This window comes from Sphingomonas sp. FG14 (assembly GCF_057809675.1).
This window is the reverse complement of sequence record NZ_JBMDKK010000003.1, coordinates 170,917-195,507: the sequence shown is the minus strand read 5'-3', so window position 1 is coordinate 195,507 and position 24,591 is coordinate 170,917. Positions and strand designations below refer to the sequence as shown.

General features: G+C 64.5%; 24 protein-coding genes. 17 read left to right on the top strand and 7 right to left on the bottom strand.

The window, feature by feature from the left end:
- Positions 1 to 56 precede the first annotated feature (56 nt).
- On the bottom strand, positions 57 to 1,754 hold the full coding sequence (locus ACODTA_RS13260; protein ID WP_489066380.1) for a class I adenylate-forming enzyme family protein: 1,698 nt from the start codon (positions 1,752 to 1,754) through the stop codon (positions 57 to 59).
- Between the two features lie 68 nt (positions 1,755 to 1,822).
- Between ACODTA_RS13260 and lgt the strand changes: the two genes are divergently transcribed.
- From lgt to ACODTA_RS13220, 8 genes are all read left to right on the top strand, one after another.
- Positions 1,823 to 2,707: a prolipoprotein diacylglyceryl transferase gene (gene lgt, locus ACODTA_RS13255; RefSeq protein ID WP_489066379.1), complete on the top strand. Its 885-nt coding sequence runs from the start codon at positions 1,823 to 1,825 to the stop codon at positions 2,705 to 2,707.
- Complete coding sequence (locus ACODTA_RS13250) at positions 2,704 to 3,750, top strand: class I SAM-dependent methyltransferase (protein ID WP_489066378.1); 1,047 nt, start codon at positions 2,704 to 2,706, stop codon at positions 3,748 to 3,750. The genes lgt and ACODTA_RS13250 overlap by 4 nt, the downstream gene beginning before the upstream one ends.
- Before the next feature lie 116 nt (positions 3,751 to 3,866).
- On the top strand, positions 3,867 to 4,631 hold the full coding sequence (pgeF, locus tag ACODTA_RS13245; RefSeq protein ID WP_489066377.1) for a peptidoglycan editing factor PgeF: 765 nt from the start codon (positions 3,867 to 3,869) through the stop codon (positions 4,629 to 4,631).
- A gap of 61 nt (positions 4,632 to 4,692) precedes the next feature.
- Complete coding sequence (locus tag ACODTA_RS13240; RefSeq protein ID WP_489066376.1) at positions 4,693 to 6,003, top strand: cystathionine gamma-synthase family protein; 1,311 nt, start codon at positions 4,693 to 4,695, stop codon at positions 6,001 to 6,003.
- A gap of 121 nt (positions 6,004 to 6,124) precedes the next feature.
- The gene (locus ACODTA_RS13235; RefSeq protein WP_489066375.1) at positions 6,125 to 6,433 is read left to right on the top strand and encodes a hypothetical protein; all 309 of its coding nucleotides are present in this window, start codon (positions 6,125 to 6,127) and stop codon (positions 6,431 to 6,433) included.
- Between the two features lie 103 nt (positions 6,434 to 6,536).
- Positions 6,537 to 7,736, top strand: coding sequence for an ADP-forming succinate--CoA ligase subunit beta (gene sucC, locus ACODTA_RS13230; protein ID WP_489066374.1), 1,200 nt, complete (start codon positions 6,537 to 6,539; stop codon positions 7,734 to 7,736).
- Between the two features lie 39 nt (positions 7,737 to 7,775).
- The gene (locus ACODTA_RS13225; RefSeq protein ID WP_489066373.1) at positions 7,776 to 8,525 is read left to right on the top strand and encodes an electron transfer flavoprotein subunit beta/FixA family protein; all 750 of its coding nucleotides are present in this window, start codon (positions 7,776 to 7,778) and stop codon (positions 8,523 to 8,525) included.
- Positions 8,522 to 9,451: an electron transfer flavoprotein subunit alpha/FixB family protein gene (locus ACODTA_RS13220; protein WP_489066372.1), complete on the top strand. Its 930-nt coding sequence runs from the start codon at positions 8,522 to 8,524 to the stop codon at positions 9,449 to 9,451. The genes ACODTA_RS13225 and ACODTA_RS13220 overlap by 4 nt, the downstream gene beginning before the upstream one ends.
- 127 nt (positions 9,452 to 9,578) lie before the next feature.
- Here ACODTA_RS13220 and ACODTA_RS13215 read toward each other — a convergent pair whose 3' ends face one another.
- On the bottom strand, positions 9,579 to 10,583 hold the full coding sequence (locus tag ACODTA_RS13215) for a histone deacetylase family protein (protein ID WP_489066371.1): 1,005 nt from the start codon (positions 10,581 to 10,583) through the stop codon (positions 9,579 to 9,581).
- 189 nt (positions 10,584 to 10,772) lie between these two features.
- On the opposite strand from ACODTA_RS13215, the gene ACODTA_RS13210 reads away from it, so the two are divergent.
- Positions 10,773 to 11,474 (top strand): esterase/lipase family protein, encoded by a 702-nt coding sequence (locus ACODTA_RS13210; protein WP_489066370.1) that lies wholly within the window; start codon positions 10,773 to 10,775, stop codon positions 11,472 to 11,474.
- A 55-nt stretch (positions 11,475 to 11,529) separates the two neighbouring features.
- Here the strand turns inward: ACODTA_RS13210 and ACODTA_RS13205 are convergent, their stop codons facing one another.
- The 3 genes from ACODTA_RS13205 to ACODTA_RS13195 are packed head-to-tail and all read right to left on the bottom strand — an operon-like array spanning position 11,530 to position 14,302.
- On the bottom strand, positions 11,530 to 11,826 hold the full coding sequence (locus ACODTA_RS13205) for a putative quinol monooxygenase (protein ID WP_489066369.1): 297 nt from the start codon (positions 11,824 to 11,826) through the stop codon (positions 11,530 to 11,532).
- Complete coding sequence (locus ACODTA_RS13200) at positions 11,823 to 12,233, bottom strand: acyl-CoA thioesterase (RefSeq protein WP_489066368.1); 411 nt, start codon at positions 12,231 to 12,233, stop codon at positions 11,823 to 11,825. Before ACODTA_RS13200 ends, ACODTA_RS13205 begins: the two co-directional genes overlap by 4 nt.
- Before the next feature lie 11 nt (positions 12,234 to 12,244).
- Positions 12,245 to 14,302 (bottom strand): S9 family peptidase, encoded by a 2,058-nt coding sequence (locus tag ACODTA_RS13195; protein ID WP_489066770.1) that lies wholly within the window; start codon positions 14,300 to 14,302, stop codon positions 12,245 to 12,247.
- A gap of 155 nt (positions 14,303 to 14,457) precedes the next feature.
- On the opposite strand from ACODTA_RS13195, the gene ACODTA_RS13190 reads away from it, so the two are divergent.
- Complete coding sequence (locus ACODTA_RS13190) at positions 14,458 to 16,251, top strand: aminopeptidase P family protein (protein WP_489066367.1); 1,794 nt, start codon at positions 14,458 to 14,460, stop codon at positions 16,249 to 16,251.
- 167 nt (positions 16,252 to 16,418) lie between these two features.
- Here the strand turns inward: ACODTA_RS13190 and ACODTA_RS13185 are convergent, their stop codons facing one another.
- The gene (locus ACODTA_RS13185) at positions 16,419 to 17,279 is read right to left on the bottom strand and encodes a metal-dependent hydrolase (RefSeq protein WP_489066366.1); all 861 of its coding nucleotides are present in this window, start codon (positions 17,277 to 17,279) and stop codon (positions 16,419 to 16,421) included.
- 42 nt (positions 17,280 to 17,321) lie between these two features.
- Here ACODTA_RS13185 and ACODTA_RS13180 point away from each other — a divergent pair, with 42 nt between their 5' ends.
- The 5 genes from ACODTA_RS13180 to ACODTA_RS13160 all read left to right on the top strand — a co-directional run bounded on the left by ACODTA_RS13180 (position 17,322) and on the right by ACODTA_RS13160 (position 22,336).
- Positions 17,322 to 17,906 carry a TetR/AcrR family transcriptional regulator gene (locus tag ACODTA_RS13180; RefSeq protein ID WP_489066365.1) on the top strand — a complete coding sequence of 195 codons (585 nt, stop codon included), beginning with the start codon at positions 17,322 to 17,324 and terminating at the stop codon, positions 17,904 to 17,906.
- A gap of 127 nt (positions 17,907 to 18,033) precedes the next feature.
- Positions 18,034 to 19,077: a GTPase ObgE gene (obgE, locus tag ACODTA_RS13175; RefSeq protein WP_489066364.1), complete on the top strand. Its 1,044-nt coding sequence runs from the start codon at positions 18,034 to 18,036 to the stop codon at positions 19,075 to 19,077.
- On the top strand, positions 19,062 to 20,210 hold the full coding sequence (proB, locus tag ACODTA_RS13170; protein WP_489066363.1) for a glutamate 5-kinase: 1,149 nt from the start codon (positions 19,062 to 19,064) through the stop codon (positions 20,208 to 20,210). The genes obgE and proB overlap by 16 nt, the downstream gene beginning before the upstream one ends.
- Positions 20,207 to 21,118: an NAD-dependent epimerase/dehydratase family protein gene (locus ACODTA_RS13165; RefSeq protein ID WP_489066362.1), complete on the top strand. Its 912-nt coding sequence runs from the start codon at positions 20,207 to 20,209 to the stop codon at positions 21,116 to 21,118. The genes proB and ACODTA_RS13165 overlap by 4 nt, the downstream gene beginning before the upstream one ends.
- 156 nt (positions 21,119 to 21,274) lie before the next feature.
- The gene (locus tag ACODTA_RS13160) at positions 21,275 to 22,336 is read left to right on the top strand and encodes an endonuclease/exonuclease/phosphatase family protein (RefSeq protein ID WP_489066361.1); all 1,062 of its coding nucleotides are present in this window, start codon (positions 21,275 to 21,277) and stop codon (positions 22,334 to 22,336) included.
- Here the strand turns inward: ACODTA_RS13160 and ACODTA_RS13155 are convergent.
- A complete protein-coding gene (locus ACODTA_RS13155) occupies positions 22,333 to 22,878 on the bottom strand; it encodes a Pycsar system effector family protein (RefSeq protein WP_489066360.1) in 546 nt (181 codons plus the stop codon). The genes ACODTA_RS13160 and ACODTA_RS13155 overlap by 4 nt on opposite strands.
- 105 nt (positions 22,879 to 22,983) lie before the next feature.
- Between ACODTA_RS13155 and ACODTA_RS13150 the strand changes: the two genes are divergently transcribed.
- Together ACODTA_RS13150 and spt are read left to right on the top strand one after the other, a co-directional pair.
- Positions 22,984 to 23,226, top strand: a complete 243-nt coding sequence (locus ACODTA_RS13150; protein ID WP_489066359.1) for an acyl carrier protein — start codon at positions 22,984 to 22,986, stop codon at positions 23,224 to 23,226.
- Between the two features lie 112 nt (positions 23,227 to 23,338).
- Positions 23,339 to 24,541, top strand: a complete 1,203-nt coding sequence (spt, locus tag ACODTA_RS13145) for a serine palmitoyltransferase (protein WP_489066358.1) — start codon at positions 23,339 to 23,341, stop codon at positions 24,539 to 24,541.
- The last annotated feature ends 50 nt before the right edge of the window (positions 24,542 to 24,591 follow it).

The window sequence follows — 24,591 nt, the reverse complement described above, 5'->3', positions numbered from 1 at the left end:
AGAACAGGACTTCGACGGGCTCAGTCCAAGCGCATTCTATGCCATAACATCAGCCCTCAGCCCGCCACCATCACCCGATATTTCGCGCGCAGCCCCACCTTGTCGATCTTCTCGGTACCCAGGCGGGGCAATGCCTCTGCCGAGAACCAGATGCGGGCGGGCAGCTTGAACGCCGCGAGACGCGGACGGAGGAAAGCAAGCAGTCCCTCCGCGTCGAGCGTGGCCCCGCCCCGGAGATGAACCACCGCGCCCGGCACTTCGCCGAAGCGATCGTCGGCCAGGCCGAACACCGCCGCCTCGGCCACCGCCTCATGCTCGTAGAGCGCGGCTTCCACTTCCTGGCACGAGATGTTCTCGCCGCCACGGATGATGATGTCCTTCTTGCGGTCGACAATGAAGACATAGCCGTCCTCGTCGAGATAGCCGATATCGCCGCTGCGGAAATAACCATCCGGGGTGACGGCGGCGCGTGTCGCCTCCTCATTGTTCCAATAGCCCAGGAAATTGCAGATGCTGCGGATCGATATCTCGCCGCGCTCGCCCTGAGGCAGCGCATTGCCGTCATCGTCGAGAATGGCGAGATCCACCAGCGGCGGCGATGCCGGGCCGGTGCTTGCGGGTTTGGAGAGATAATTCTCGCCGATATTGCCGCAACCCACCGCGTTGGTCTCGGTGAGACCGTAGCCGAGCAGAGGATGCCCGCCGCCCATCTCGTCCTCCAGCCGCCGCACATGCTCGGGCGGCCGCGCCGCGCCGCCGGCGGCATAGGCCTGTACGGTGGAAAGATCGTATTTGCCGCGATTGGGATGCGTCATGATCTCATAGCTCATCAGCGGCACACCGACGAAATAGGTGCATTTCTCGTCCTGCATCAGCCGCATCGCCTCTTCGGCATCCCATTTGGGCATCAGCACCAGCTTGCGCCCCATGGCGAAGCTCTGCAGCATCAGCGGGATCTCAGCGGTCACATGGAACAACGGCACGTTTAGCAATGCCGCCGGTTGAAGCGTCGACTGGACGCCGTCCTGCGTCTGGATGTCGAGCATCGCGAGCGCATTGACGAGATAGTTGAACACCCCCTGCACTACGCCGCGATGATCGGAAAAGGCGCCCTTGGACAGGCCGGTCGATCCGGAGGTGAAGAGAATCGTCGCCAGATCGTCGCCCGTCAGCTCGGGCAAGGCGGTTTCCGCGCCACCGCCCCGCGCCAGCAGGGGCGCAACAGCATCATCGACGGGCGCCGACATATCCAGCGTCACCAGTTCGGCACCATGCCCGCCACATTCGGCAATACGCAGCGCGCGAGGTTCGTCCGCGATGACCAGCGACGTGCCGGTATCGGCGATGCCGTCGCACAGCTCGTTGCCCTGCCACCAGCCGTTGAGCAGGGTCGCGACGCCGCCAGCCATCAGCACACCCATATAGGTGACGATCCAGGCGGGGGCATTGCGCATCGCGATACCCACCCGGTCGCCGCGCCTGACGCCATGGCCCTCGACGAGCCCGGCCGCCACCTTGCGCGCGGCGGCATAGGTCTGGGCGAAGCTCAACCGTTCGTCGCCCGCGACCAGGAATGGGGTGTCGCCATGCTGGGCGCAGAAATAAGCGAAATAATGCGCCAGCGTCGGCGGCGCCGCCGCGATCACCGGCAGGGTGCGGCCGAAACGCTCTATCCCGGTCAGCGCGAAGGGCGCACCATCTGACACCAGCCTGTCCAAGGCTGCCCTGATGCGCAGATCGAGCGCAGACGGCATCAACTCTCTCCTCTTGGTCTTGTGTCTTGCCGCCTATATGAAGGCGCAAATCATCGGGGGTAAAGAGTTTGTTCCTCGCGCTTTCGGCTGCCGCTACGTCATACGTGACTTTCGAGTCGCTCGGCCTCCATCCGGTGGCCCTCGATCTGGGATTTTTCCAGATTCGCTGGTACTCGCTCGCCTATCTGGCGGGAATCATCATCGGCTGGTGGTACCTGCTGAAGCTGATCGCGCAGCCCGGTTCGCCGATGGCGCGGCGCCATGCCGACGACCTCGTCTTCTACGCGACATTGGGCATCATCCTGGGCGGAAGGGCTGCCTATATCGCCTTTTACCAGCCATCCATCCTCGCGCATCCGCTGGACATCTTCAAATTATGGGAAGGCGGCATGTCGTTCCATGGTGGTGCGCTCGGCGTTTCGCTCGGCATCATCCTGATGGCGCGCAAGGAGAAGCTGCAATGGCTGCGCGTCCATGATTTCGTCGCCTGCTGCGTGCCGTTCGGCCTGTTTTTCGGGCGGCTCGCCAATTTCGTGAACGGCGAATTGTGGGGCCGCGAAACCGATGTGCCCTGGGCCATCCGCTTTCCCGAAATGGTCAACGGCATCCTCGTCACCGGCGAACCCCGCCATCCCAGTCAGCTCTATGAAGCGGGGCTGGAGGGCGTGGTGCTCGGCCTGGTGCTGTGGTTCTTCTTCTGGAAGACCAAGGCGCGCTACGATCCCGGCAAGCTCGTCGGCATCTTCCTGCTCGGCTACGGCCTGTCGCGCTTCTTCGTCGAGTTCTTCCGCGAGCCCGATCGCCAGCTCATGCAGTTCGCGCAGGAAACCGGCATGAGCATGGGCCAGTGGCTGACGGTGCCGATGATCGTGGGCGGCATCTATCTGATCGCGACCGCCAAGCGCCGTCGCCTGCGGGTGGAGGCGACGGCGGGCACCCAGAGCGTCGCGTGACGTCTCCCCTCGCCGCCAAGCTCGTCCGCGAGATCGAGCGGGCCGGGCCGATCCCCGTCGCGCAGTTCATGGCGGAAGCGAACGCGCATTATTACGCCACGCGTGACCCGTTTGGCACGGCGGGCGATTTCGTCACCGCGCCCGAGATCAGCCAGATGTTCGGCGAGCTGATCGGTCTGTGGCTTGCCGATCTCTGGATGCGCGCGGGATCGCCGGGCGATGTCCATTATGTCGAGCTGGGGCCGGGCCGCGGCACCCTGGCGGCCGACGCGTTGCGCGCGATGCGATCGGTCGGGCTGGAGCCGCCTGTCCATTTCGTCGAAACCAGCCCGGTGCTCCGCGAGGCTCAGGCGACGCGCGTGCCGCAGGCGAAATGGCACGACAGTGTCGCGACGCTGCCGGGCGATGGCCCGCTGTTCGTCGTCGCCAACGAGTTTTTCGATGCCCTGCCCGTTCGCCAGCTCGTCGCGAGCGGCACCGGCTGGCGCGAGCGCACGGTTGCGTTCGCCGATGGTGCATTCGCGCCCGCCCTTGGCGACGCGGTGCCGGATTCGCTGCTACCCGAAACGCTGGTCGGCGCCGCCATGGACACGATCGTCGAAAGCTGCCCGGCCGCCCGCGCGATCTGCGCCGAACTTTCGGCACGGATCGCAGATCAGGGCGGTGCCGCGATCGTCATCGATTACGGCCATCAGGGGCCGGCCGCCGGCGATACGCTGCAGGCGGTGCACCGTCATGACCATGCCGACCCCTTCGCCGATCCCGGCGAACGCGATCTGACCGCGCATGTCGATTTCACCGCGCTGGCGCGTGAAGGGCGCGCAACCGGATTGAAAGTGACTGGCCCGGCCGGGCAAGGCGAATGGCTCGAACGGCTCGGCCTCTCCGCCCGCGCCTCGGCGCTTGCGGCCGCGCAACCGGCCAGCGCGGCCGAGATCGCGCTGGCGAAGGATCGGCTGGCCGGACCGGACCAGATGGGAACCCTGTTCAAGGTGCTGGCGCTGGTCGCGCCCGACTGGCCGGATCCGGAAGGATTCAGCTGAACCTTGCTCATCCTCGCCGCTGCGGCGCACGCTGGAGTTCATGCGACGCCGGCTGCCGCGTTGCAGTGGACAAGATTGTTTGGGCTTCAGCTTTCGCTGGAGCGACAGGAGTGAATGTGACCGAAGTCGAAGTCATCCGAGCCGCCAGCATTTCCGTCCCCCATGGCTTTCTCGGCCGGCGCGGCGGTGTGTCGACGGGCATCCATGCCGGGCTCAATGTCGGCCTCGGCAGCGACGACGATCGAGAGGCCATCGCCGAGAATCGCCGACGCGCGGTGGCCGCTGTCATGCCGGGCGCGGCGCTGGCGACGCTGCATCAGATCCACAGCGCGATCGCCCTGCCCGTCACAGCGCCCTATCCCGACGACGCCCGGCCCCAGGCCGATGCGCTGGTCACCGACCGCCCCGGCCTGCTGCTCGGCATCCTGACGGCGGACTGCACGCCGGTGCTGTTCGCGGACACCCAGGCGGGCGTGGTCGGCGCGGCGCATGCGGGCTGGAAGGGCGCCCTCGGCGGGGTGACCGACGCGACGCTCGACGCGATGGAGGCACTGGGCGCCGATCGCGGCCGGATCGCCGCGGCGATCGGCCCGTGCATCGCGCGCGCGTCCTATGAAGTGAGCGAGGATTTCGGGCGGACATTCGAGGCCGCCGATCCCGACAACGAGCGCTTCTTCTCCGCCGGCCGGCCCGGTCATCTCCAGTTCGATATGGAAGCCTATGTCACCGCCCGGCTGGCGGCGACGGGGGTACGCCGCATCGAGGCGCTGGGGCTCGATACCTATGCCGACGAGGATCGCTTCTTCAGCTATCGGCGGGCCTGTCATCGCGGCGAACCGGGCTATGGGCGCGAGATTTCATTGATCGGCCTGCCGGGCTGAATGCTACTATCGGGGCAAGTTTCGCGTTAGGCTGGTACATCGATCAGCAAAGGCGCTCGACATGCCCAGAAAGCCCGACGAATCCGATCTGACCGGCACCACCCCGCGCCGGCGGCCAAAGCCCGGCGTGCTCGCCATCGGCAACCGCAAGCTCAAGCCCTCCACCTTGATGATGGGGCATGGCTTCGATCCGGCGCTCTCCGAAGGCTCGCTCAAGCCGCCGATCTTCCTGACCTCGACCTTCGTGTTCGAAAGCGCGGCGGCGGGCAAGTGCCATTTCGAGGGAGTCACCGGCAAGCGGCCGGGGGGCGCCGAAGGGCTGGTCTATTCGCGCTTCAACGGCCCCAACCAGGAGATCGCCGAGGATCGGCTGGGCGTGTGGGAGGATGCGGAGGACGCGCTCCTCTTCTCATCCGGCATGTCGGCGATCGCGACGGTGCTGCTCACCTTCGTCCAGCCGGGCGACGTTATCGTCCATTCGGCGCCGCTCTATGCCGCGACCGAGACACTGATCGGTCGTATTCTCGGAAAGTTCGGCGTCACCTGGCTCGATTTTCCGGCGGGCGCCACCGAGGCCGAAATCGCAGCCGTGGTCGAACAGGCCGGGACGCAGGGCCGCGTCGCGATGATCTATCTCGAAAGCCCGGCCAATCCCACCAATGTGCTGGTCGACGTCCAGGCGGTAGCCAGCGTGCGAGACAGGCTGCTCGGCGAGGAAAAGCCGCCGATCGTGATCGACAACACTTTCCTGGGCCCGCTCTGGCACCACCCGCTCGGCCATGGCGCCGATATCGTCGTCTATTCGCTGACCAAATATGCCGGCGGGCACAGCGATCTCGTCGCGGGCGGCGCGCTCGGTTCGCTGGCGCAGATGAATCAGGTGCGCATGATGCGGAACACGATCGGAACCATCCTCGATCCCAACAGCGCCTGGATGCTGCTGCGCAGCCTGGAGACGCTGGAATTGCGGATGAGCCGCGCGGGCGAGAATGCCGAGAAGATCTGCACCTGGTTGCGCGACCAGCCCAAGGTGGAGAAGGTAGTCTATCTCGGCTTTCCTGAAACCGAGCGTCAGGCCGACATCTACAAGCGCCATTGCACCGGCGCGGGATCGACCTTCTCGCTCTACCTGAAGGGCGGAGAGGCAGAGGCTTTCCGCTTCCTAGACGCCCTGAAGATCGCGAAGCTGGCGGTCAGCCTGGGCGGGACGGAGACGCTCGCCAGCCATCCCGCCGCGATGACGCATCTTTCGGTGCCCGACGAACGCAAACGCGCACTGGGTATCGGCGACAATATGGTGCGCATATCGATCGGCGTGGAGGATGCCGACGATCTGATCGCCGATTTCGATCAGGCGCTGGCGGCGATATAGGCGCCAGCCTTGAATGCGGCCGGGACCTCTCATCTTGATGGGTGACTGCCAGCCGTACCTCCGCCAATGCGAGCCCCGGGCGAATTGATCTCGTCCATGCGCACCATCAGATGGACCACCGATGACGAAATATCTGATCCTCCTTCCCCTGTTGACGCTTGCCGGCTGCGCGACTCCGGAGATCCGGTTGCGCACCGGATTGATGGATGCCGGCCTTTCGGAGCGGATGGCGGGGTGCATGGCGGATCGCATGATCAACGAACTCTCGATCGTGCAGCTTCGCCGCCTGCAATCGCTCGGCAGCCTGCAGGGCGCGCAGGCGCGCGAGCTTTCCGTAGCGGATTTCCTCCACAAGGTGCGCGCGTTGCGCGATCCCGAAATCCTGTCGGAGACCAGCAAGGCGGCTGGCGCCTGCGCACTCGGGCTATGACGGTGCGAACAGCATGCCAAACTGGGGTGGCAATCGCCGCCGATCCATGCTTAAGGCCGCTGCGACTCCCCATTTTGCACTGCGGAAAGGCACGAGCGCCCTCATGAACATCCACGAATATCAGGCCAAGGAACTGCTGGCGAAGTTTGGCGTGCCCGTTCCCGCCGGCCACGCCGCCCTCACCGTCGAAGAAGCCGTCGCAGCCGCCGGCAAGCTGCCCGGCCCCCTCTATGTCGTGAAGGCGCAGATCCATGCGGGCGGTCGCGGCAAGGGCAAGTTCAAGGAACTTGGCCCCGATGCCAAGGGCGGTGTCCGCCTGGCCAAGACGCTCGACGAAGTGAAGGCGCATGCCGCCGACATGCTCGGCAACACGCTGGTGACGATCCAGACCGGCGAAGCCGGCAAGCAGGTCAACCGCCTGTACGTGACCGACGGCGTCGACATCGAGAAGGAATTCTACCTCGCGCTGCTCGTCGATCGCGCGACCGGCCGCGTGGCTTTCGTCGTTTCGACCGAAGGCGGCATGGACATCGAAACCGTCGCCCATGATACGCCCGAGAAGATCCACACCTTCGCCGTGGATCCCGCGACCGGCTTCATGCCGCATCACGGCCGCGCCGTCGCCAAGGCGCTCGAACTGTCGGGCGACCTCGCCAAGCAGGCGCAGAATGTCGCGGCGAAGCTGTATGACGCGTTCCTCGGCACCGACGCTTCGCAGATCGAGATCAATCCGCTCGCAATCACCGGCGACAACAAGCTGATGGTCCTCGACGCCAAGGTCGGCTTCGATTCGAACGCGATGTTCCGCCACAAGGATCTGCTGGAACTCCGCGACGAGACCGAAGAAGATCCGATGGAGCTGGAAGCGTCGAAGTACGACCTCGCCTATATCAAGCTCGACGGCGATATCGGCTGCATGGTCAACGGCGCCGGCCTGGCCATGGCGACGATGGACATCATCAAGCTCAACGGCATGTTCCCGGCCAACTTCCTCGATGTCGGCGGCGGCGCCAACAAGGAGAAGGTGACCGCGGCGTTCAAGATCATCCTGAGCGATCCGGCGGTGAAGGGCATTCTCGTCAACATCTTCGGCGGCATCATGCGCTGCGACATCATCGCGGACGGCATCGTCGCCGCGGCGAAGGAAGTGAATCTCGGCGTGCCGCTCGTCGTGCGGCTCGAGGGCACGAATGTGGAAGAAGGCAAGAAGATCCTGGCCGAATCGGGCCTGCCGATCGTGCCCGCCAACGATCTTGGCGACGCCGCGAAGAAGATCGTCGCGCAGGTGAAGGAAGCCGCCTGAGCGCCCTCCCCAGGGAAGGTGCGGTAATAGGAGGAAAGAATGAAGGTTCTGGTCCCGGTCAAGCGCGTGCTTGACTATAACGTAAAGCCCCGCGTGAAGGCGGACGGCACGGGTGTCGACCTGGCGAACGTCAAGATGTCGATGAACCCGTTCGACGAGATCGCGGTCGAGGAAGCGATCCGCCTGAAGGAAAAGGGCGCGGTCACGGAAATCGTGGCGGTCTCGATCGGCGAGGCGAAGGCGCAGGAAACGCTGCGCACCGCGCTGGCGATGGGCGCCGACCGCGCGATCCTGATCACCGCCGAGGGCGAGGTGGAGCCGCTCGGCGTCGCCAAGCTGCTCAAGGCCGTGGCCGACGAGGAACAGCCGGGCCTGGTGATCCTGGGCAAGCAGGCGATCGATGACGACAGCAACCAGACCGGCCAGATGCTGGCGGCCTTGCTGGGCTGGGGCCAGGGCACCTTCGCGTCGAAGGTCGAGGTTTCGGGCGACAGCGTCGCCGTCACCCGCGAAGTCGATGGCGGTCTCGAGACCGTGTCGCTCAAGGTGCCGGCGATCGTCACCACCGATCTTCGCCTCAACGAGCCGCGCTATGCTTCGCTGCCCAATATCATGAAGGCGAAGTCCAAGCCGCTCGCGCAGAAGACGCCCGCCGATTACGGCGTCGATGTCAGCCCGCGTCTCAAGACGATGAAGGTTTCCGAGCCGCCGGTGCGCAGCGCCGGCATCAAGGTTGCCGATGTCGATGAACTGGTGGCGAAGCTGAAGGCGATGGGAGTGGCGGCATGAGCGTTCTCGTTTGGGTCGAACACGACAACAAGGAACTGAAGGACGCGACGCTCGCGGCCGTCACCGCCGGTGCGAAGCTCGGCGATGTCGTGGCGCTCGTCGCCGGCAAGGGCGCGCAGGGCGTCGCCGATGCCGCCGCGAAGATCGCGGGCGTCTCCAAGGTGCTGCTGGCCGACGATGCGGCCTATGAGCATGCGCTGGCCGAGAATGTCGCGCCGCTGGTCGTCGAACTGATGGCTGGCCATGACGCGTTCGTCGCCCCCGCCACCTCGTCGGCGAAGAACATCGCGCCGCGCGTCGCCGCGCTGCTCGACGTCGCGCAGATCTCGGAGATCCTGTCGGTCGAGAGCGCCGACACCTTCACCCGCCCGATCTATGCGGGCAACGCGATCGCGACCGTCCAGTCGTCGGACGCGAAGAAGGTGATCACCGTGCGCGGCACCGCATTCGAGAAAGCCGCCAAGGACGGCGGCTCGGCTTCGGTCGAGGCCGTCTCCGGCAAGGGCGATGCAGGCCTGTCGAGCTTCGTCGGTGCCGAGATCGCGAAGAGCGAGCGTCCGGAACTGACCAGCGCGAAGATCATCGTCTCCGGCGGTCGCGCGCTCCAGAACAGCGAGAACTTCCACACGATCATCGAACCCCTGGCCGACAAGCTGGGTGCGGGCGTCGGCGCGAGCCGCGCCGCGGTCGATGCAGGCTATGTGCCCAACGATTATCAGGTCGGCCAGACCGGCAAGATCGTGGCGCCGGAAGTCTATATCGCGATCGGCATCTCGGGCGCGATCCAGCACCTGGCCGGCATGAAGGACTCCAAGACGATCATCGCGATCAACAAGGACGAGGACGCCCCCATCTTCCAGGTGGCGGACATCGGCCTGGTCGGCGACCTGTTCAAGGTCGTCCCGGAACTGACGTCGAAGCTGTAACGATCATAAAGCCCCTCCCTTTCAAGGGAGGGGTTCGGGGTGGGTGCGCTGCCGTCAGGCAGCGCTCGCGAAGCGAAAGACTCCCCCACCCCCAAACCCCTCCCCTAAAGGGGAGGGGCTTTTTGTATCAAAACCCGCTGAGGAAACTCGCGACATTGCGCCCGAGCGCATCGGTGGCGTAGCCGCCCTCCATCACCACCACCAGGGGCAGTCCGGACGCGGCGATGCGCCGTGCGAGCGCCGGATAATCCTCGGTCTTCAGCTTGAACTGAGAGATCGGATCCTCCTCGAAAGTATCCGCACCGAACGAGACCAGCAGCAGATCGGGGCCGAACGCCGCGATCGCTTCCATCGCGGTCTCCAGCGCAGGCTCATATTCCGCCAGCGTCGTGCCGCGCGGCAGCGGCAGGTTGAGCGTCGCGCCCTCCCCCGCCCCTTCGCCGCGCTCGTCGGCATGGCCCCAGTAGAACGGATAATCGGTCACCGGATCGGCATGGATCGAAATGAACAGCACATCGCCGCGATCGTAGAAGATGTCCTGGGTGCCATTGCCGTGATGATAGTCGATGTCGAGGATCGCCACCTTCGCGACGCCCGCATCGCGTGCCGCCTGCGCGGCGACCGCCACATTGTTGATATAGCAATAGCCGCCCAGATAGTCGGCGCCGGCATGGTGCCCCGGCGGTCGGCACAGCGCAAAGGCGATCGATGCGCCGTCCAGTACCTCATGCGTCGCCGCCAGTGCCGACTGCGCGCCCCAATAGACGCTGTCCCAGGTATCGGCGGTGATCGGGGTGGACGCATCGAAGCTGAACAGACCGAGCTGCGCGTCGATCCGTTCCAGATTCAACGGGCGTCGGCGCGCGATCGGCCAAGTATAGCCCACCGCGTCGCCGTTACGCCCCGCCGCGATCCAGCGCGCATGGGCGTTCTTCAGGAAATCGATATAGGCGGCGTCGTGCACGCGCAGGATCGGCGCCTCGCCACGATCCGCCGGCGCCACGGTGCCGGCCAGCGCGCCCAGCATGTCGCGGGCGCGGCCCGGATGCTCGGCATAGGGAACGAAGCCGCCATTGTGCAGCTCCTGCTCGGGCGCGTGATCGAGTTCGCGCGGATCGAAGAACAGTTTCATGCCCCCATCCTAGAATAACCTGTCGAAAGGATGGAACCGGTTTTCCGACGGATTGGCCCGATCGCGGCGATCAACGGCCCGGCGCAGCGGCGCCAGCATCGGCCGGCGGCAGCTTCGTCACAGATTGATTTCCTTCATGTGACGGAACCGTGACTCGATTTGGAAAGTTTTTTCGGTCATAAAACTGTCATGGATGGACTTTCGCCCTCTCTTGCGGCTTCGCCGCCGCCCTTCGCCAAGCTGCTTGGCGAAATGCGCGTGCTGAACGAGATCCGCCGCGGCTGGCGCTACGGCCCGGCGATGGCGACCGACCACGACGGCGATGGCCGCCCGGTGATGGTGATCCCAGGCTTCCTGGCCGCCGATGGATCGACGGTGATGTTGCGCCGGACGCTGAAGGCCGCGAATTTCAGGACCTATGGCTGGGGCGAAGGCCGCAATTTCGGCGTGAAGGCCGATATCCTCGAACGGCTCGACCGCCGGCTCGACTATATCCAGCGCGAATGCGGTGGACCCGTGGCCCTGATCGGCTGGAGCCTGGGCGGCCTGATCGCACGCGAATATGCCAAGCACGCGCCCGACCGCATCGATCGGGTGATCACGATGGGAAGCCCTTTTTCGGGGGATCTGCGCGCCAACCACGCCTGGCGGCTCTACGAACTGATCAACCGGCATCCGGTCGATCAGGGGCCGCTCGCCGTTAATCTCACCGAGAAACCGCCGGTGCCGACCTATGCCTTATGGTCGGAGAATGATGGCATTGTATCGCCGCTGTGCAGCCGCGGGCTGCCGCACGAAAGCGATCGCGCTTGGCAGGTGGAATGCGGCCATCTGGGCTTCACGACCTCGCCGGATTCGATCAACGCGATTTTCGAGGCGCTGGACGCCTGAATGCCTGGCACCGCGTCATTCCGGCTTTCGCCGGACTGACATTACTTCGCGAGCCTCAAAACAGTACAGTCTCCGCCCGATGGATCACGATCTCAGGCGGCTCCGACGCATTGGCGCGGGCATAGGCCGCGAAGGCGCGCGATTCGGGAACCTGGAAATGCGCGCGAAGCGCCGCTTCGTCGTCCCAGAACTCGACGAACACCAGCCGGCACGGATCCTCGCAATCGACATGGACATTGTGGGCGATGCAGCCCGGCTCGGACCGGGAACGCCGGCAATGTTCGAGGCAGGCGGCAAGCATGGGCCCATGCGTTGCAGCCTGGGTGTGGATGGCGCCGGTGACGATGATCATGGCTTCTCCTCCTCTCCCCCCTCGATGAAATTGGCGGCGACATCGCGCGGAACGCGGCCGATCCGGCCCGTCGCCTTGTCGATCATGGCCCAGGTCGTCTTCGCGCGGACCTTGGCCTTGCCATCGGGCCCGGTGAACTCGATCATCCGATCGAAGCGCGCGCCGCGCGGCCATTCCGGCACCCAGGTTCGCGCAGTGACCGTCTCGCCCGACACGACATTGCCAATATAGTCGATTTCGTGGCGCACGACGACCCAGACATACGCGTCGACATGCTCGTCGGCCGCCGCATAACGCCAATGCGCGGTCGCGATGTCCTGGATCCAGCGGACCCAGACCGCATTGTTGACATGGCCTAGCTCGTCGATGTCGTCGGCGGAGGCGGTGACCGACCACGAAAACCCCATGGCTGCGCTCCCTATTCCACGTCGCCGAGTTGCCAGAGCACGAAGGCATAGGTCTCCGCATCCTCACGGAGACTGTCGAACCGGCCGGACTTGCCGCCATGGCCCGCACCCATATTGGTCTTGAGCAGCAGCACGTTCTTGTCGGTCTTGGTTGCGCGCAGCCTCGCCGTCCATTTCGCGGGTTCCCAATAGGTCACGCGCGGATCGTTGAGCCCGCCCGTGATCAGCAGCGGTGGATAGGCTTTGGCGGTGACATTGTCGTAGGGGCTGTAGCTGCGGATCAGCTCGAACGCCTTTCTGTCGGTGATCGGATTGCCCCATTCGGGCCATTCGCCGGGGGTCAGCGGCAGGCTGTCGTCGAGCATGGTGCTGAGCACGTCGACGAAAGGCACGTCCGCCACCACCGCCCCCCACAGATCGGGATCGGTATTGGCGACGACGCCCATCAGCTCGCCGCCCGCCGATCCGCCATTGATAGCGATATTGCCCGCCTTGGTGAAATCGGCGGCAATTAGCCCCTTCGCCACATCGACGAAATCGTGGAAGGTGTTCCAGCGCGCCTCCGCCTTGCCCTGAAGATACCAGTTATAGCCGAGATCGTCGCCGCCACGGATATGCGCGATAGCGAAGGCATAGCCACGATCAAGCAACGAGAGCCGGCCGGTCGAGAAGCTGGGCGGGATGGCATAGCCGTACGCGCCATAAGCATAGAGGAAGAGCTTGCCGTTGCCGTCCTTGCGGAAGCCCTTCTTGTAGACGACCGAGACCGGCACCCTGGCGCCGTCGCGCGCGGTCACCATCAACCGTTCGGTCTCGTACTGGCTGGGATCATAGCCCGACGGGATTTCCTGCACCTTCAGCGTCGTGAGCCCGCCGGTCGCGGGATCATATTCATAGGTGGTGCGCGGCGTCACCATCGAGGAATAGGACAGGCGATAGACGTCGGGATCATATTCGGGATTGCTCGACAGCCCCGCCGAATAGCTCGCCTCCTTGAACGGAACCCGGCTTTCCTTGCCGTCATAGGTCCTGAGCACTACCTGATCGAGCCCGTCGACCCGCTCGGAAATGACGAGATGCTTCGCGAAGGATGCGAAACCGGTCAGATAGACGCGGTCCGATCCAGCGATCACCGTCTTCCAATTGCCCGGATCCTTGGGATCGGCCTCCGCCAGGCGGAAATTCACATGGTCATCATTGGTCAGGATCCACAGCTTGCCATGCGCCGAATCCACCGAATATTCGTGCTTCACCTTGCGCGGCGAAACCAGGATTGCTTCGGCGAGCGGGTTCGACGCGGGCAGCAGCCGCACTTCGCTGGTCTGGTTGTCACCGGTCGCGAGAACGATCCATTGGCGGTCCTGCGTCTCGTCGATGCCGACCTGGAAGCCAATATCCTGTTCCTCGTAAAGGACCGTGTCGGTCTTCGGATCGGCGCCGAGCACATGATGCAATGCCTTATAGGCGCGCCACTGCTCGTTGACCTCGGTATAGACCAGGCTCTTCGAATCCGCTGCCCAGGCGACGTCGCCATTCACCTGCGTGCTGATCGTCTCCAGCTCGCGTCCGGTCGCGATCTCGCGGATGCGCAGCGTGTAGCGTTCGGATCCGTTGTCGTCGGCGCCATAGGCCATCAGCCGGCCGTCCGGGCTCACTTCAAGGATGCCAAGGCGGAAATACTCCTTGCCCTCGGCTTCCCTGGGTTCGTCGAACAATATCTCGTCCGCGCCGCCGGCGACCGGCCGGCGATAATGGACAGGGTATTGCGCGCCGGTCTGGTAGGCGAGCCAATAGAGCCAGTCGCCGTCCTTCTGCGGAACCGACGAATCATCCTCCTTGATGCGCCCCTTCATCTCCTGGAAGATCGTCTCGACCAGTGCCGCGCGCGGCTTCATCTGTTCTTCGAAATAGGCGTTCTCCGCCTTCACATAGTCGAGCACGTCGGCGTCGTTCACTTCGGGATAGCCCGGATCCTTCAGCCAGAAATAAGGATCCTGAATGGTGACGCCGTGACGGGTGTAGCTGTGCGGCCGCTGCTCGGCGACGGGGGGCTTGATCGGATCGGTCATGATATCTTTCTGGGCTTGAACGGGTGCGGCGAGCGCGATCGACAGAGTGGCGGCGAATGCCAGGCGCATGGTCGGTATTTCCCGTTGCGGCGGGTGGCAAGGCGGTCGCCAGCGCCCTATGTTGAGGCCCATCACTAGAAATCAAGGATCACCGCATGTCCACCCACGAAGCACGTCTTCAGGCGCTGCGCGAGCAATTGAAGCGCGACCGGCTCGACGGCTTCGTCGTTCCCATCTCCGACGAACATATGAGCGAATATGTCGGCGATTATGCGCAGCGCCTCGCCTGGCTGACGGGTTTCCAGGGATCGGCCGGATCGGCCGTAGTGCTGCCGGAGGAGGCCGCGATCTTCGTCGACGGCCGCTATACGCTGCAGGTGCGCGAGCAGGTCGACGGCAATCACTGGCAATATGTCGGCGTGCCGCAAACCAGCGTCGCCCAGTGGCTGGGCGAACATGCCGCCAAGGGCGCGCGGATCGGTTACGACGCCTGGCTGCACACCCGCGCCTGGGCCGAACACGCCGCCGCCGCACTCGCCGAAAAGGGCGCGACCCTGGTGCCGGTCGATACCAACCCCGTCGACGCGGTGTGGCCGGACCGGCCGGAACCCAGCCAAGCCAGGCTGATCGTCCACCCACAGGACCTGACGGGCAAGGGCGCCGGCGAAAAACGCCAGGAAATCGCGGACTGGCTGCATGCGCACAAGGCCGACGCCGTCATCCTGTCGGCGCTCGATTCGATCGCCTGGACCTTCAACATCCGCGGCAAGGATGTGAGCCGTACGCCCGTCGCACTCGCCTATGCGGTCGTGCACGGCGACGCGACCGCCGATCTCTACGTCGCGCCCGAGAAAATGGCCGATGATGTCGCCCAGCATCTGGGCAATGCGGTGCGCGTGCACCACCGCGAGGCGTTCGCCAGCGATTTCGCGACGCTTGCCGGCAAGAAAGTGGTGGTCGATCCCGAACGTGCCGTCGCCGCGATCTTCACCGGCCTCGATCGCGCCGGCGCCGACATCGTCGCGCTGCGCGAACCGACCGTGCTGGCGAAGGCGATCAAGAACGAGGTCGAAATCGCCGGCCAGCGCGCCGCGCAGGCGCGCGACGGCGCTGCGCTCAGCCGCTTCCTCCACTGGATCTCAGTGGAAGCGCCCAAGGGCGGGCTGACCGAATTGTCTGCATCCGACAGGCTGGAAGCATTCCGCCAGGAGACCGGCAAACTGGAGGATCTTTCCTTCGACACGATTTCGGGCGCCGGCCCCAACGGCGCGGTCGTCCATTACCGGGTGAGCGAGGAAACCAACCGCCCCATCGAAATCGACTCGCTCTATCTGGTCGATTCAGGCGCCCAGTATCGTGACGGCACCACGGATGTGACGCGCACCATCGCGATCGGCACGCCGACCGCCGAGATGCGCGACCGTTTCACGCGCGTGCTCAAGGGACATATCGCGCTGGCGACGGCGGTCTTTCCGCAGGGCACGCGCGGCGGTCAGCTCGACACGCTGGCGCGACAATATCTCTGGGCGGCAGGGCTCGATTACGCGCACGGCACCGGCCATGGCGTCGGCAGCTTCCTGGGCGTGCATGAAGGGCCGCAGCGCATCGCCATGTCGGCAGGCGGCCAGGCCGGAACCGACGAGCCGCTGCGCGCGGGCATGATCCTGTCCAACGAGCCCGGCTATTACAAGACCGGCGAATACGGCATTCGTATCGAAAATCTGGTGCTGGTCGAGAATCGCGACGTACCCGGCGCCGAAAAGCCGGTGCTCGGGTTCGAGACGCTGACCTTCGCGCCGATCGAACGGCGGCTGATCGATGTCGAAATGCTCTCGCCCGCCGAACGGCAATGGGTGGATGACTATCATGCCAAGGTGCTGGCCGTGGTCGGCCCGCAGCTCGACGGTGAAGCAAAGGCCTGGCTGGAGGCGCAATGCGCGCCGCTTTGAGGGGAATGGCAAGAAGAGCCCCTACAACGCCACTCATCCTGAGTAGCCGTTGAGCGAAGCCGAAACGGCGTATCGAAGGACGCACCATGTATCGTGCGTCCTTCGATACGAGCCTTCGCCAAGCTCAGTCTCTACTCAGGATGAGCGGGTTTGGGTTCGCCTGCTGATCAGGCAGCCGCAGCGCCCTTGGGGATCACCGCATCGGGATAGTCGCTGTCCGCGAGTGCGATCAGCGAACGATCGTCATGGTTCCAGGGGTGGAAACCCGGCAGGAAGAATGCCGACCAGGACGGGACCAGCTTGCGGACGACGCCGGGGCTGCCGAACCACAGCCAGAGGATGCGCATCGCGGCGCGCGGTCCCTCGATGCCGTCCTGCTTGAGCAGGTAAAGCATGCCCTGGAAGCGCTTCTTCCAGAATTCCTTGCTGACCAGCAGCATCATGATGGTCTTGACCTTCCAGCGCTTCCAGCGCGACCAGTCGCGCGTGGCATGCAGCCAGGTGTCATAGGCGACGCCCTTGTGCTCGATCTCCTCGATCGCGTGCCATTTCCACATCGCGACCAGTTCGGGATCCGCGCCCTCCCAATAGCCGGGCTCCTTGAGCATCTTCTGCGCCATGATCGCGGTATAATGTTCAAGCGCCATGGTGACCGCGAGATTCAGGATCTGCGGCCGATCCTTGGTGAGTTCCAGCGACTGGGCGACGACATCCTCGAGATGCGCGATATCATAGCCGGCATCGACGACACGCTTGTTGAACGACACATGCTCGCGGCTGTGCATCACCTCCTGCTTGATGAAGGCGTTGATCTCACGCTCCAGCTTGGGGGGCACGCCGTCGCGAAAGGCGCGCACGCTCTCGACGAAAAACGCCTCGCCGCGCGGAAAGGTGACCGAAAGCGCGTTGTAGAAAGCCGTTGCAATCGGATCGCCGCGCATCCACCACCGTTGCTGCGTCATGCCGCGTCCAAAACGGCGGTCGCGCGGTGTGATCGTCAGGTCCGGGGGCGTCTTGTCGCGGGTCATGGCAAAGCTCCTTGGACATCGAACTGGACATTACTGACACAAATGTCAATAGTGAAGAAGAGACTGAGCCCAGAGCATAGTCGCGCCGCCGCGCTCAACGCCGCGCGTGACCTGCTGATAGAGGCGGGACCTCAAGCGGTTACGCTGAAAGCCGTGGCCGGCCGGATCGGGCGGACGCACGCCAATCTGCTCCATCATTTCGGCTCGGCGGCGGGCCTGCAAAAGGCGCTGATCGAATCGCTGGCCGAATCGGTGACCGCCGAAATCGGCGCCGCGGTGTTCCGCGCACGTGCCGGAGACCATGATCCGCGCGAAGTGGTCGACATGACCTTCGACGCTTTCGACCGCAATGGCGCGGGAGCGCTCGCGAGCTGGATGATCCTGACCGGCAACGAGGATGCGCTCAATCCCATTCTCGACGCGATCCAGCGGCTGGTCGACAAGATTTCCAGCGATCACGCGCACAAGGATCAGTCATTGCAGGAAGAAACGCTGCACCTGGTATTGATGGCGCTGGGCGACGCGCTGCTCGGCGCGCCCATGGCCAAGGCGCTGGGCCTGCCGCGCGGCGCGGCGCGCGATCTGGCGACGCGCGCATTGCTGGCCGCACATCTGCACGAGGACTGACGAACCTCTTCTGGAAAGCGCGGAAGAGCGTTTTCCGGCACCGCCAACCTGCCTCTCCCGAACGAACTCCAGGCGCGATGCGCAGTAAATAGTGCAAAATGCGTGCGTGTTGTCTAACAGGCGCGCCATGCATTTTCTCGATCAAGCCAAGATTTTCATTCGTTCCGGCACGGGCGGTCCAGGCGCCGTCAGTTTCCGGCGCGAGAAATATATCGAATATGGCGGTCCCGACGGCGGTGACGGCGGCAAGGGTGGCGATATCATGTTCGAAGCCGTACCCGGCCTCAACACGCTCATCGACTTCCGCTATACCCAGCATTTCCGGGCACCGCGCGGCAAGGGTGGCGCGGGCTCCAACCGCACCGGCGGCGGCGGCAAGGATCTCGTCATCCGCGTGCCCATCGGCACCCAGGTCCTGTCCGAGGACAAGGAGGAAGTGCTTGCCGACTTCACCAAGGCTGGCGAACAGGTCGTATTCCTGCGCGGTGGAGATGGCGGGCGCGGCAATGCCAGCTACAAGACCTCGACCAATCGTGCACCGCGCCAGCACGGTACGGGCTGGCCCGGCGAGGAAATGTGGGTATGGCTGCGGCTGAAGCTGCTTGCCGATGCTGGGCTGGTTGGGTTGCCCAATGCCGGCAAATCGACCTTCATCAACGCCGTCACCAACACCAAGGCCAAGGTCGGCGACTATCCCTTCACCACCACGCGCCCGCAACTGGGCGTGGTCCGGCATCGGGACCGTGAATTCGTCGTCGCCGATATTCCTGGGCTGATCGAGGGCGCGGCCGAAGGCGCCGGGATCGGTGATCGCTTCCTCGGTCATATCGAGCGCTGCCAGGTGCTGCTCCATCTCGTCGATGCCAACGGGCCGGATCCGGCCGCCGCCTATCGCACGGTGCGTGACGAACTGGAGAATTACGGTGCGGGCCTGATCGACAAGACCGAGATCATCGCGCTCAACAAGGTCGATACGCTCGACGATGAGTTGACCGAAGCACTTGCCGCAGAACTGGCGGAGGAAAGCGGCGCGGAGGTCTTGCCGATGTCCGGCGCGAGCGGACAAGGACTGGATGCGGTGCTCGACCGGCTGATCGCGGCGATCAATCCGCCCGAAGCGGCGGCGCATGACGAGGATGACGGGGGAGACGGGGAATGGTCGCCGGTCTGAACGTCGGTCGCGAAGACAATCCCCTTTCCCCCGCCGCCTGCCCCCGCCTGGTCGTCAAGGTCGGCTCGGCGCTGCTTGTCGCACCGGACGGAACCATCCGGCGCGATTGGCTGGCGACGCTCGTCGCCGACATCGCCGCCGCGCATGCGGCGGGCCAGCAGATTGCCATCGTCTCGTCGGGCGCGATCGCGCTTGGCGCGCGTCGGCTGAAGCTGCCCAAGGGTGGCCGCGCCAGCCTGGAGGATGCACAGGCCGCCGCTGCGACCGGGCAGATCGCACTATCCCAGGCCTGGTCCGACCTGCTGGCAAGCCACGATCTGGTCGCCGCGCAGATGCTACTGACCCTAGACGATCTCGAAGACCGACGCCGCTATCTCAATGCCAGCGCCACGCTCGACCGGCTGCTGAGCCTGCGCGTCGTTCCCGTCATCAACGAAAATGATTCGGTCGCGACCGCCGAGATCCGCTTTGGCGACAATGACAGGCTCGCCGCGCGCGTTGGGCAAGCCGCCAGCGCGCAAGGCGTGCTGCTGCTGTCCGACATCGACGGCCTCTACACCGCCAATCCCCAGCGTGACCCTGAGGCCCGCTTCGTCGAACGCGTCGAGCGGATCGACGTCACCATCTTCGCGATGGCCGATGGCGGCACCGCTTCGGGCATGGGATCCGGCGGCATGATCTCGAAGCTGCAGGCGGCGCAGATCGCCAATTCGGCGGGCACCACCCTCGCCATCGCCTCCGGCCATCACGACCATGCGCTGTCGCGTTTCGTCGAGACCGGGCATGGCACCGTCTTCCTGCCCGAGCGCGCGAAGCGTGCGCGCAAGGCCTGGCTGGCCGGGCGGCTGCGCGTGACGGGCAATGTCCAGGTGGATGCCGGCGCCGCCGCCGCGCTCGCCAAGGGCAAGAGCCTGTTGCCTGCCGGCGCCACGGGCGTTTCGGGCGCGTTCCAGCGCGGCGACGTGATCGACGTGCTGGGGCCGGACGGACGGGCGCTGGCGCGCGGTCTCGCGGAATATGACGCGGCGGACGCCGCGCGCATCGTCGGCCAGCGTTCGGACCGGCTCGCCGCGATCCTGGGCTATGCACCCCGCGCGGCACTGATCCATTGCGATCACATGGTGCTGCTGTGACGGTGCTCGCCATCACCGGCGCGACCGGCTTCGTCGGCAAGACCCTGCTCCGCCTCGCGCTCGATCAGGGTCATCAGGTGCGCGCGCTGGTCCGCAAGCCTCAGGATCCCCGGACCGGCGTGACCTGGATCGACGGCGCGCTCGACGATCCCGCCGCGCTCGGCAGCCTGGTCAACGGCGCCGATGCGGTGATCCATGTCGCCGGCATGGTGAACGGCGCCAACCGCGCGGCGTTCGAGGCGTGCAATGTCGGCGGCACGCTGGCGGTGGCGAATGCCGCAAAGGCGGCGGGCGTCCGGCGCTTCATCCATGTCTCGTCGCTCGCCGCGCGCGAACCGCAGCTCTCCGACTATGGCTGGTCCAAGGCGCGCGCCGAGGATGCGCTGGCCGCCAGCGGACTCGACTGGACCATGGTACGTCCGCCGGCGATCTATGGGCCGGGCGATACCGAGATGCTCGATTTGTTCCGCATGGCGCGGCGCGGGCTGATGCTGCTGCCGCCCGGCGGGAAGCTCTCGGTGATCGAAGTGAGCGATCTTGCGCGGCTGCTGCTGGCGCTGGTCACGGATCGCGGATCGATCGCCGAGATCTACGAAGCCGATGACGGCGCGCCCGACGGTTGGACGCATGAGGGCTTCGCCCGCGCGATCGGCTGGGCGGTCGACAAGCGCGTCACCACCTTCGCCACGCCCAAGTCGCTGCTCAAGACGGCTGCGCGGCTGGACAAGCTCTTCCGCCGGTCACGCGCAAAGCTGACGCCCGACCGGGTCGATTATTTCTGCCATCCAGACTGGACGGTCGATTCGTCCAAACGCCCGCCTGCCACACTCTGGGAACCGCATGTCAACACGCGCGGCGGCCTGAAGACGACCGCCGCCTGGTATCGCCGCGCCGGCTGGCTCGGCTGAGATCACGCCGGATCGGATGCATCGGCGCTGGACGGCGCAAGTCATGGCGCTATGAGTCCGGCGGGAAGCTGACCGTCTTCCTGACCACGGCGAGGTTCGACCATGCCGCAATACAGCCTGCTCAAGACCCGCATTGCCGCCGCCGACAGAAAGCGGATGGTTGCGCATCTCCGGCGACTGATCGCCCAGCTCGACCGCGACATTCCGGACAAGGACAGCGAGCGCAACCTGCTGCTGGCGACCTGGAATATCCGCGACCTCGGCAAGGTCGATGGCTGGGGCCATGGCAAAAGGCTACCCGAAAGCTTCTTCTACATCGCCGAGATCATCTCGCGCTTCGATTTCGTCGCGGTGCAGGAAGTCAACGAGCTCGACGACTGGTACCGGATCATGGACATCCTGGGCCCAAACTGGGATTTCATCGCCACCGACGTCACCCATGCCAAGCTCGGCGGCAATGGCGAACGGCTGCTCTACGCGTTCGACAAGCGCAAGGTATGGTTTCAGAAGATCGCTGGCGAGATCGTGCTGCCCAGCAACATGCTGGTGACGGGTGCGACCGCCGGCAGCGAAGAGGCGCTGTTCAAAGGTAAGCAGTTCCGCCGCACGCCATTCATGGCGCGCTTTCAATCGGGCTGGTTCAAATTCGATATCTGCACGGTCCATATCTATTATGGCGAAACGTCCGGCTCCGCGCTGCGGGAGCGCATCCAGGAGATCGACCGGATCGCCAAATATCTGGCGGATCTGGCGAAGCTGAATGCGAAGAAGGGCGGCCGGGCGATGATCCTGCTCGGCGATTTCAACATCGTCCATCCCGAGCACGAGACGATGCAGGCGTTGAAGGCGCACGGCTTCAGGACACCGCGCAAGCTGGATGCCCCCAGCAATCTCGACCGCACCAAATATTACGATCAGATCGCCTTTCTCGCCGATCCTTCGGTGATCGACTATATTGACGGCGGCGGCGCGAGTGCGCGCAACGCCGGCATATTCGAGATTTACGAGAGCATCTTCAGGCCCCAGGATTTCGGCGACTACAAGGATCACGCGGCCGCCACCAAGGCGGGCCGCGGGGTGGAGACAGACGAGCTGCCGACCTATTATGCGGACGAATGGCGGACCTGGCAGATTTCCGACCACAAGCCGCTCTGGGTGCGGCTGAAGGCGAACGAGGCTGAGAATTATCTGAAGGCGCTGGCCGAAATCCCTGATTAAATCGGCTTCCAGCCGAGATAGACGACCAGGATGAAACTCAGGAAGGTCACCGTCAGCCCCACCAGGAATGTCCGATAGGCAAGGCCAAGATAGCGATATTTCTTGGCCTGCAGCACCTGGCCGTTCTGATGGATATCCCGCAGCATCAGCCGATAGATTTTCTCGTCATCATCCAGCGCATCGATCACGCGATCAGCGAATTCATCCTCGTCAAGCTGAGTGAAGACCCCGAAGAACAGGATATTCGCCTTGCCCTTGGGCTTGCCGGATACCGACGGCAGCACCGCGAACACCGCGAGCATCGCGGAGACGAAGGAAAAAAAAGCCAGCAGCATCAGGGGAATCGAGAAAGTGCCGCTGCGCGCCTGTCCCACAGAGATGGTGAAGACCACGAAGGTCGCGCCCATCAGGATCGATGCCTTCTGATCGGCCATCTGGCTCAGTTGCAGTGTCAGTTGCTGGGCGGTGCGGATCAGGTGGATCGCATTGGGCGAGAAGGTTCGCCTGGCCTCCGGTTTCTGCTCTGCGCCCATATTCCCCATGGGCTGAACTATGGCATGGCCGCTTTGCCCTTTACAAGCGACGGAAATGCCGCCTTTCCGCCGCAATCCATTGGCATTCGGGCCAGGCGCGATTAAGGATTCCAGATGAGCGACAGACAGCAGATTTTCGACATCGTCGCGGCGCAGATCGCGCCCTTCAACAAGAAGGGCATCGACCTGACCGAGGCCACCACCTTTGCCGGCGACCTTGAGTGGGACAGCCTGACCGTGATGGATTTCGTCGCGGCGGTGGAGGACGAATTCGATATCGTCATCACCATGAACATGCAGGCAGAGATCGAGAATGTCGGCCAGCTCGTCGATGCGGTGGGCAAGCTGAAGGCCTGATCGCCCGCGTTGCCCCGATGGCGCGCACCGGTTTCGAGCCGGCCGCCGCCGGGGCATCGATTCATGATGTTAAGCGACTCCGGCTTCTTGCCGGCATGACGGGATTCAAGAGATGACCGACCTCTTCTCCAAATTTGATCCGCTGATCCAGCAGCGCGAAGCCCTGCTCGCGACCGGCGTGAAGGATCCGTTCAGTCTCGTCATGGAGGAAGTGAAGTCGCCGACCGTCGCGATCTGCAACGGCCGCGAGACCATCCTGCTCGGCACCTACAATTACATGGGCATGACGTTCGACGACGATGTCATCGCCGCAGGCAAGAAGGCGCTGGAGGAATTCGGTTCGGGCACCACCGGCAGCCGTGTGCTCAACGGCACCTATCAGGGGCATCGCGAAGTCGAGCAGGCGCTCAAGGATTTCTACGCGATGGACCATGCCATGGTCTTTTCGACCGGCTACCAGGCCAATCTCGGGATCATCTCCACCATCGCCGGCAAGGGCGACTATGTCATCCTCGATATCGACAGCCACGCCTCGATCTATGATGGATGCAAGATGGGCGATGCCGAGATCGTCGCCTTTCGCCACAATGACATCGAGGCGCTGGAAAAGCGCCTGAAGCGGTTACCGCCCGAAGCCGGCAAGCTCGTCGTGCTCGAGGGTGTCTATTCGATGCTGGGCGATATCGCGCCGCTCAAGGAGATGATCCGCGTTTCCAAGGAAGCGGGCGCGATGGTGCTGGTCGACGAAGCGCATTCGATGGGCTTCATCGGCCCCAACGGTCGCGGCGTCGCCGAGGACCAGGGCGTGCTCGACCAGGTCGATTTCGTCATCGGCACATTCTCCAAGAGCGTCGGCACGGTCGGCGGCTTCTGCGTCTCCAACCATCCCAAGTTCGAGATATTGCGGCTGGTCTGCCGCCCCTATGTCTTCACCGCCTCGCTGCCGCCCAGCGTGGTCGCGACCGCCGCCACCTCGATCCGCAAGCTGATGCATGGATCGAACAAGCGCGCGCACCTTTGGGAGAACAGCCGCAAGCTGCATGGCGGGCTCAAGGCGCTGGGCTTCACGCTCGGCACGGACGAACCGCAATCGGCGATCATCGCGGTGATCATGCCCGATCTGGAGCGGGGTGCCACGATGTGGGAAGCGCTGCTGACTGAGGGCCTTTACGTCAATCTCGCCCGCCCGCCCGCGACGCCGGCGAACATGACGCTGCTGCGCTGCTCGCTCTGCGCGGAACACAGCAGCGAACAGGTCGACCAGATTCTCGGCATGTTCGCGGCCGCCGGACGCAAGGTCGGGATCATCGACTGACGCGCGTCAGCACGCGCCTTTCGCGATTCCGGCAGTTTTGCTAGACTGAT

Excerpts from the sequence above, each read along its gene's own strand:
- ACODTA_RS13185 (WP_489066366.1), bottom strand. The coding sequence starts at position 17,279 with ATGACCCGCGACAAGACGCCCCCGGACCTGACGATCACACCGCGCGAC.
- ACODTA_RS13160 (WP_489066361.1), top strand. The coding sequence starts at position 21,275 with ATGGTTGCGCATCTCCGGCGACTGATCGCCCAGCTCGACCGCGACATT.
- ACODTA_RS13215 (WP_489066371.1), bottom strand. The coding sequence starts at position 10,583 with ATGAAACTGTTCTTCGATCCGCGCGAACTCGATCACGCGCCCGAGCAG.
- ACODTA_RS13235 (WP_489066375.1), top strand. The coding sequence starts at position 6,125 with ATGACGAAATATCTGATCCTCCTTCCCCTGTTGACGCTTGCCGGCTGC.
- ACODTA_RS13190 (WP_489066367.1), top strand. The coding sequence starts at position 14,458 with ATGTCCACCCACGAAGCACGTCTTCAGGCGCTGCGCGAGCAATTGAAG.
- obgE (WP_489066364.1), top strand. The coding sequence starts at position 18,034 with ATGCATTTTCTCGATCAAGCCAAGATTTTCATTCGTTCCGGCACGGGC.
- ACODTA_RS13195 (WP_489066770.1), bottom strand. The coding sequence starts at position 14,302 with ATGACCGATCCGATCAAGCCCCCCGTCGCCGAGCAGCGGCCGCACAGC.
- ACODTA_RS13155 (WP_489066360.1), bottom strand. The coding sequence starts at position 22,878 with ATGGGGAATATGGGCGCAGAGCAGAAACCGGAGGCCAGGCGAACCTTC.
- ACODTA_RS13225 (WP_489066373.1), top strand. The coding sequence starts at position 7,776 with ATGAAGGTTCTGGTCCCGGTCAAGCGCGTGCTTGACTATAACGTAAAG.
- ACODTA_RS13240 (WP_489066376.1), top strand. The coding sequence starts at position 4,693 with ATGCCCAGAAAGCCCGACGAATCCGATCTGACCGGCACCACCCCGCGC.
- proB (WP_489066363.1), top strand. The coding sequence starts at position 19,062 with ATGGTCGCCGGTCTGAACGTCGGTCGCGAAGACAATCCCCTTTCCCCC.
- ACODTA_RS13205 (WP_489066369.1), bottom strand. The coding sequence starts at position 11,826 with ATGATCATCGTCACCGGCGCCATCCACACCCAGGCTGCAACGCATGGG.
- ACODTA_RS13210 (WP_489066370.1), top strand. The coding sequence starts at position 10,773 with ATGGATGGACTTTCGCCCTCTCTTGCGGCTTCGCCGCCGCCCTTCGCC.
- spt (WP_489066358.1), top strand. The coding sequence starts at position 23,339 with ATGACCGACCTCTTCTCCAAATTTGATCCGCTGATCCAGCAGCGCGAA.
- ACODTA_RS13150 (WP_489066359.1), top strand. The coding sequence starts at position 22,984 with ATGAGCGACAGACAGCAGATTTTCGACATCGTCGCGGCGCAGATCGCG.
- ACODTA_RS13260 (WP_489066380.1), bottom strand. The coding sequence starts at position 1,754 with ATGCCGTCTGCGCTCGATCTGCGCATCAGGGCAGCCTTGGACAGGCTG.
- ACODTA_RS13200 (WP_489066368.1), bottom strand. The coding sequence starts at position 12,233 with ATGGGGTTTTCGTGGTCGGTCACCGCCTCCGCCGACGACATCGACGAG.
- ACODTA_RS13180 (WP_489066365.1), top strand. The coding sequence starts at position 17,322 with ATGTCAATAGTGAAGAAGAGACTGAGCCCAGAGCATAGTCGCGCCGCC.
- sucC (WP_489066374.1), top strand. The coding sequence starts at position 6,537 with ATGAACATCCACGAATATCAGGCCAAGGAACTGCTGGCGAAGTTTGGC.
- ACODTA_RS13220 (WP_489066372.1), top strand. The coding sequence starts at position 8,522 with ATGAGCGTTCTCGTTTGGGTCGAACACGACAACAAGGAACTGAAGGAC.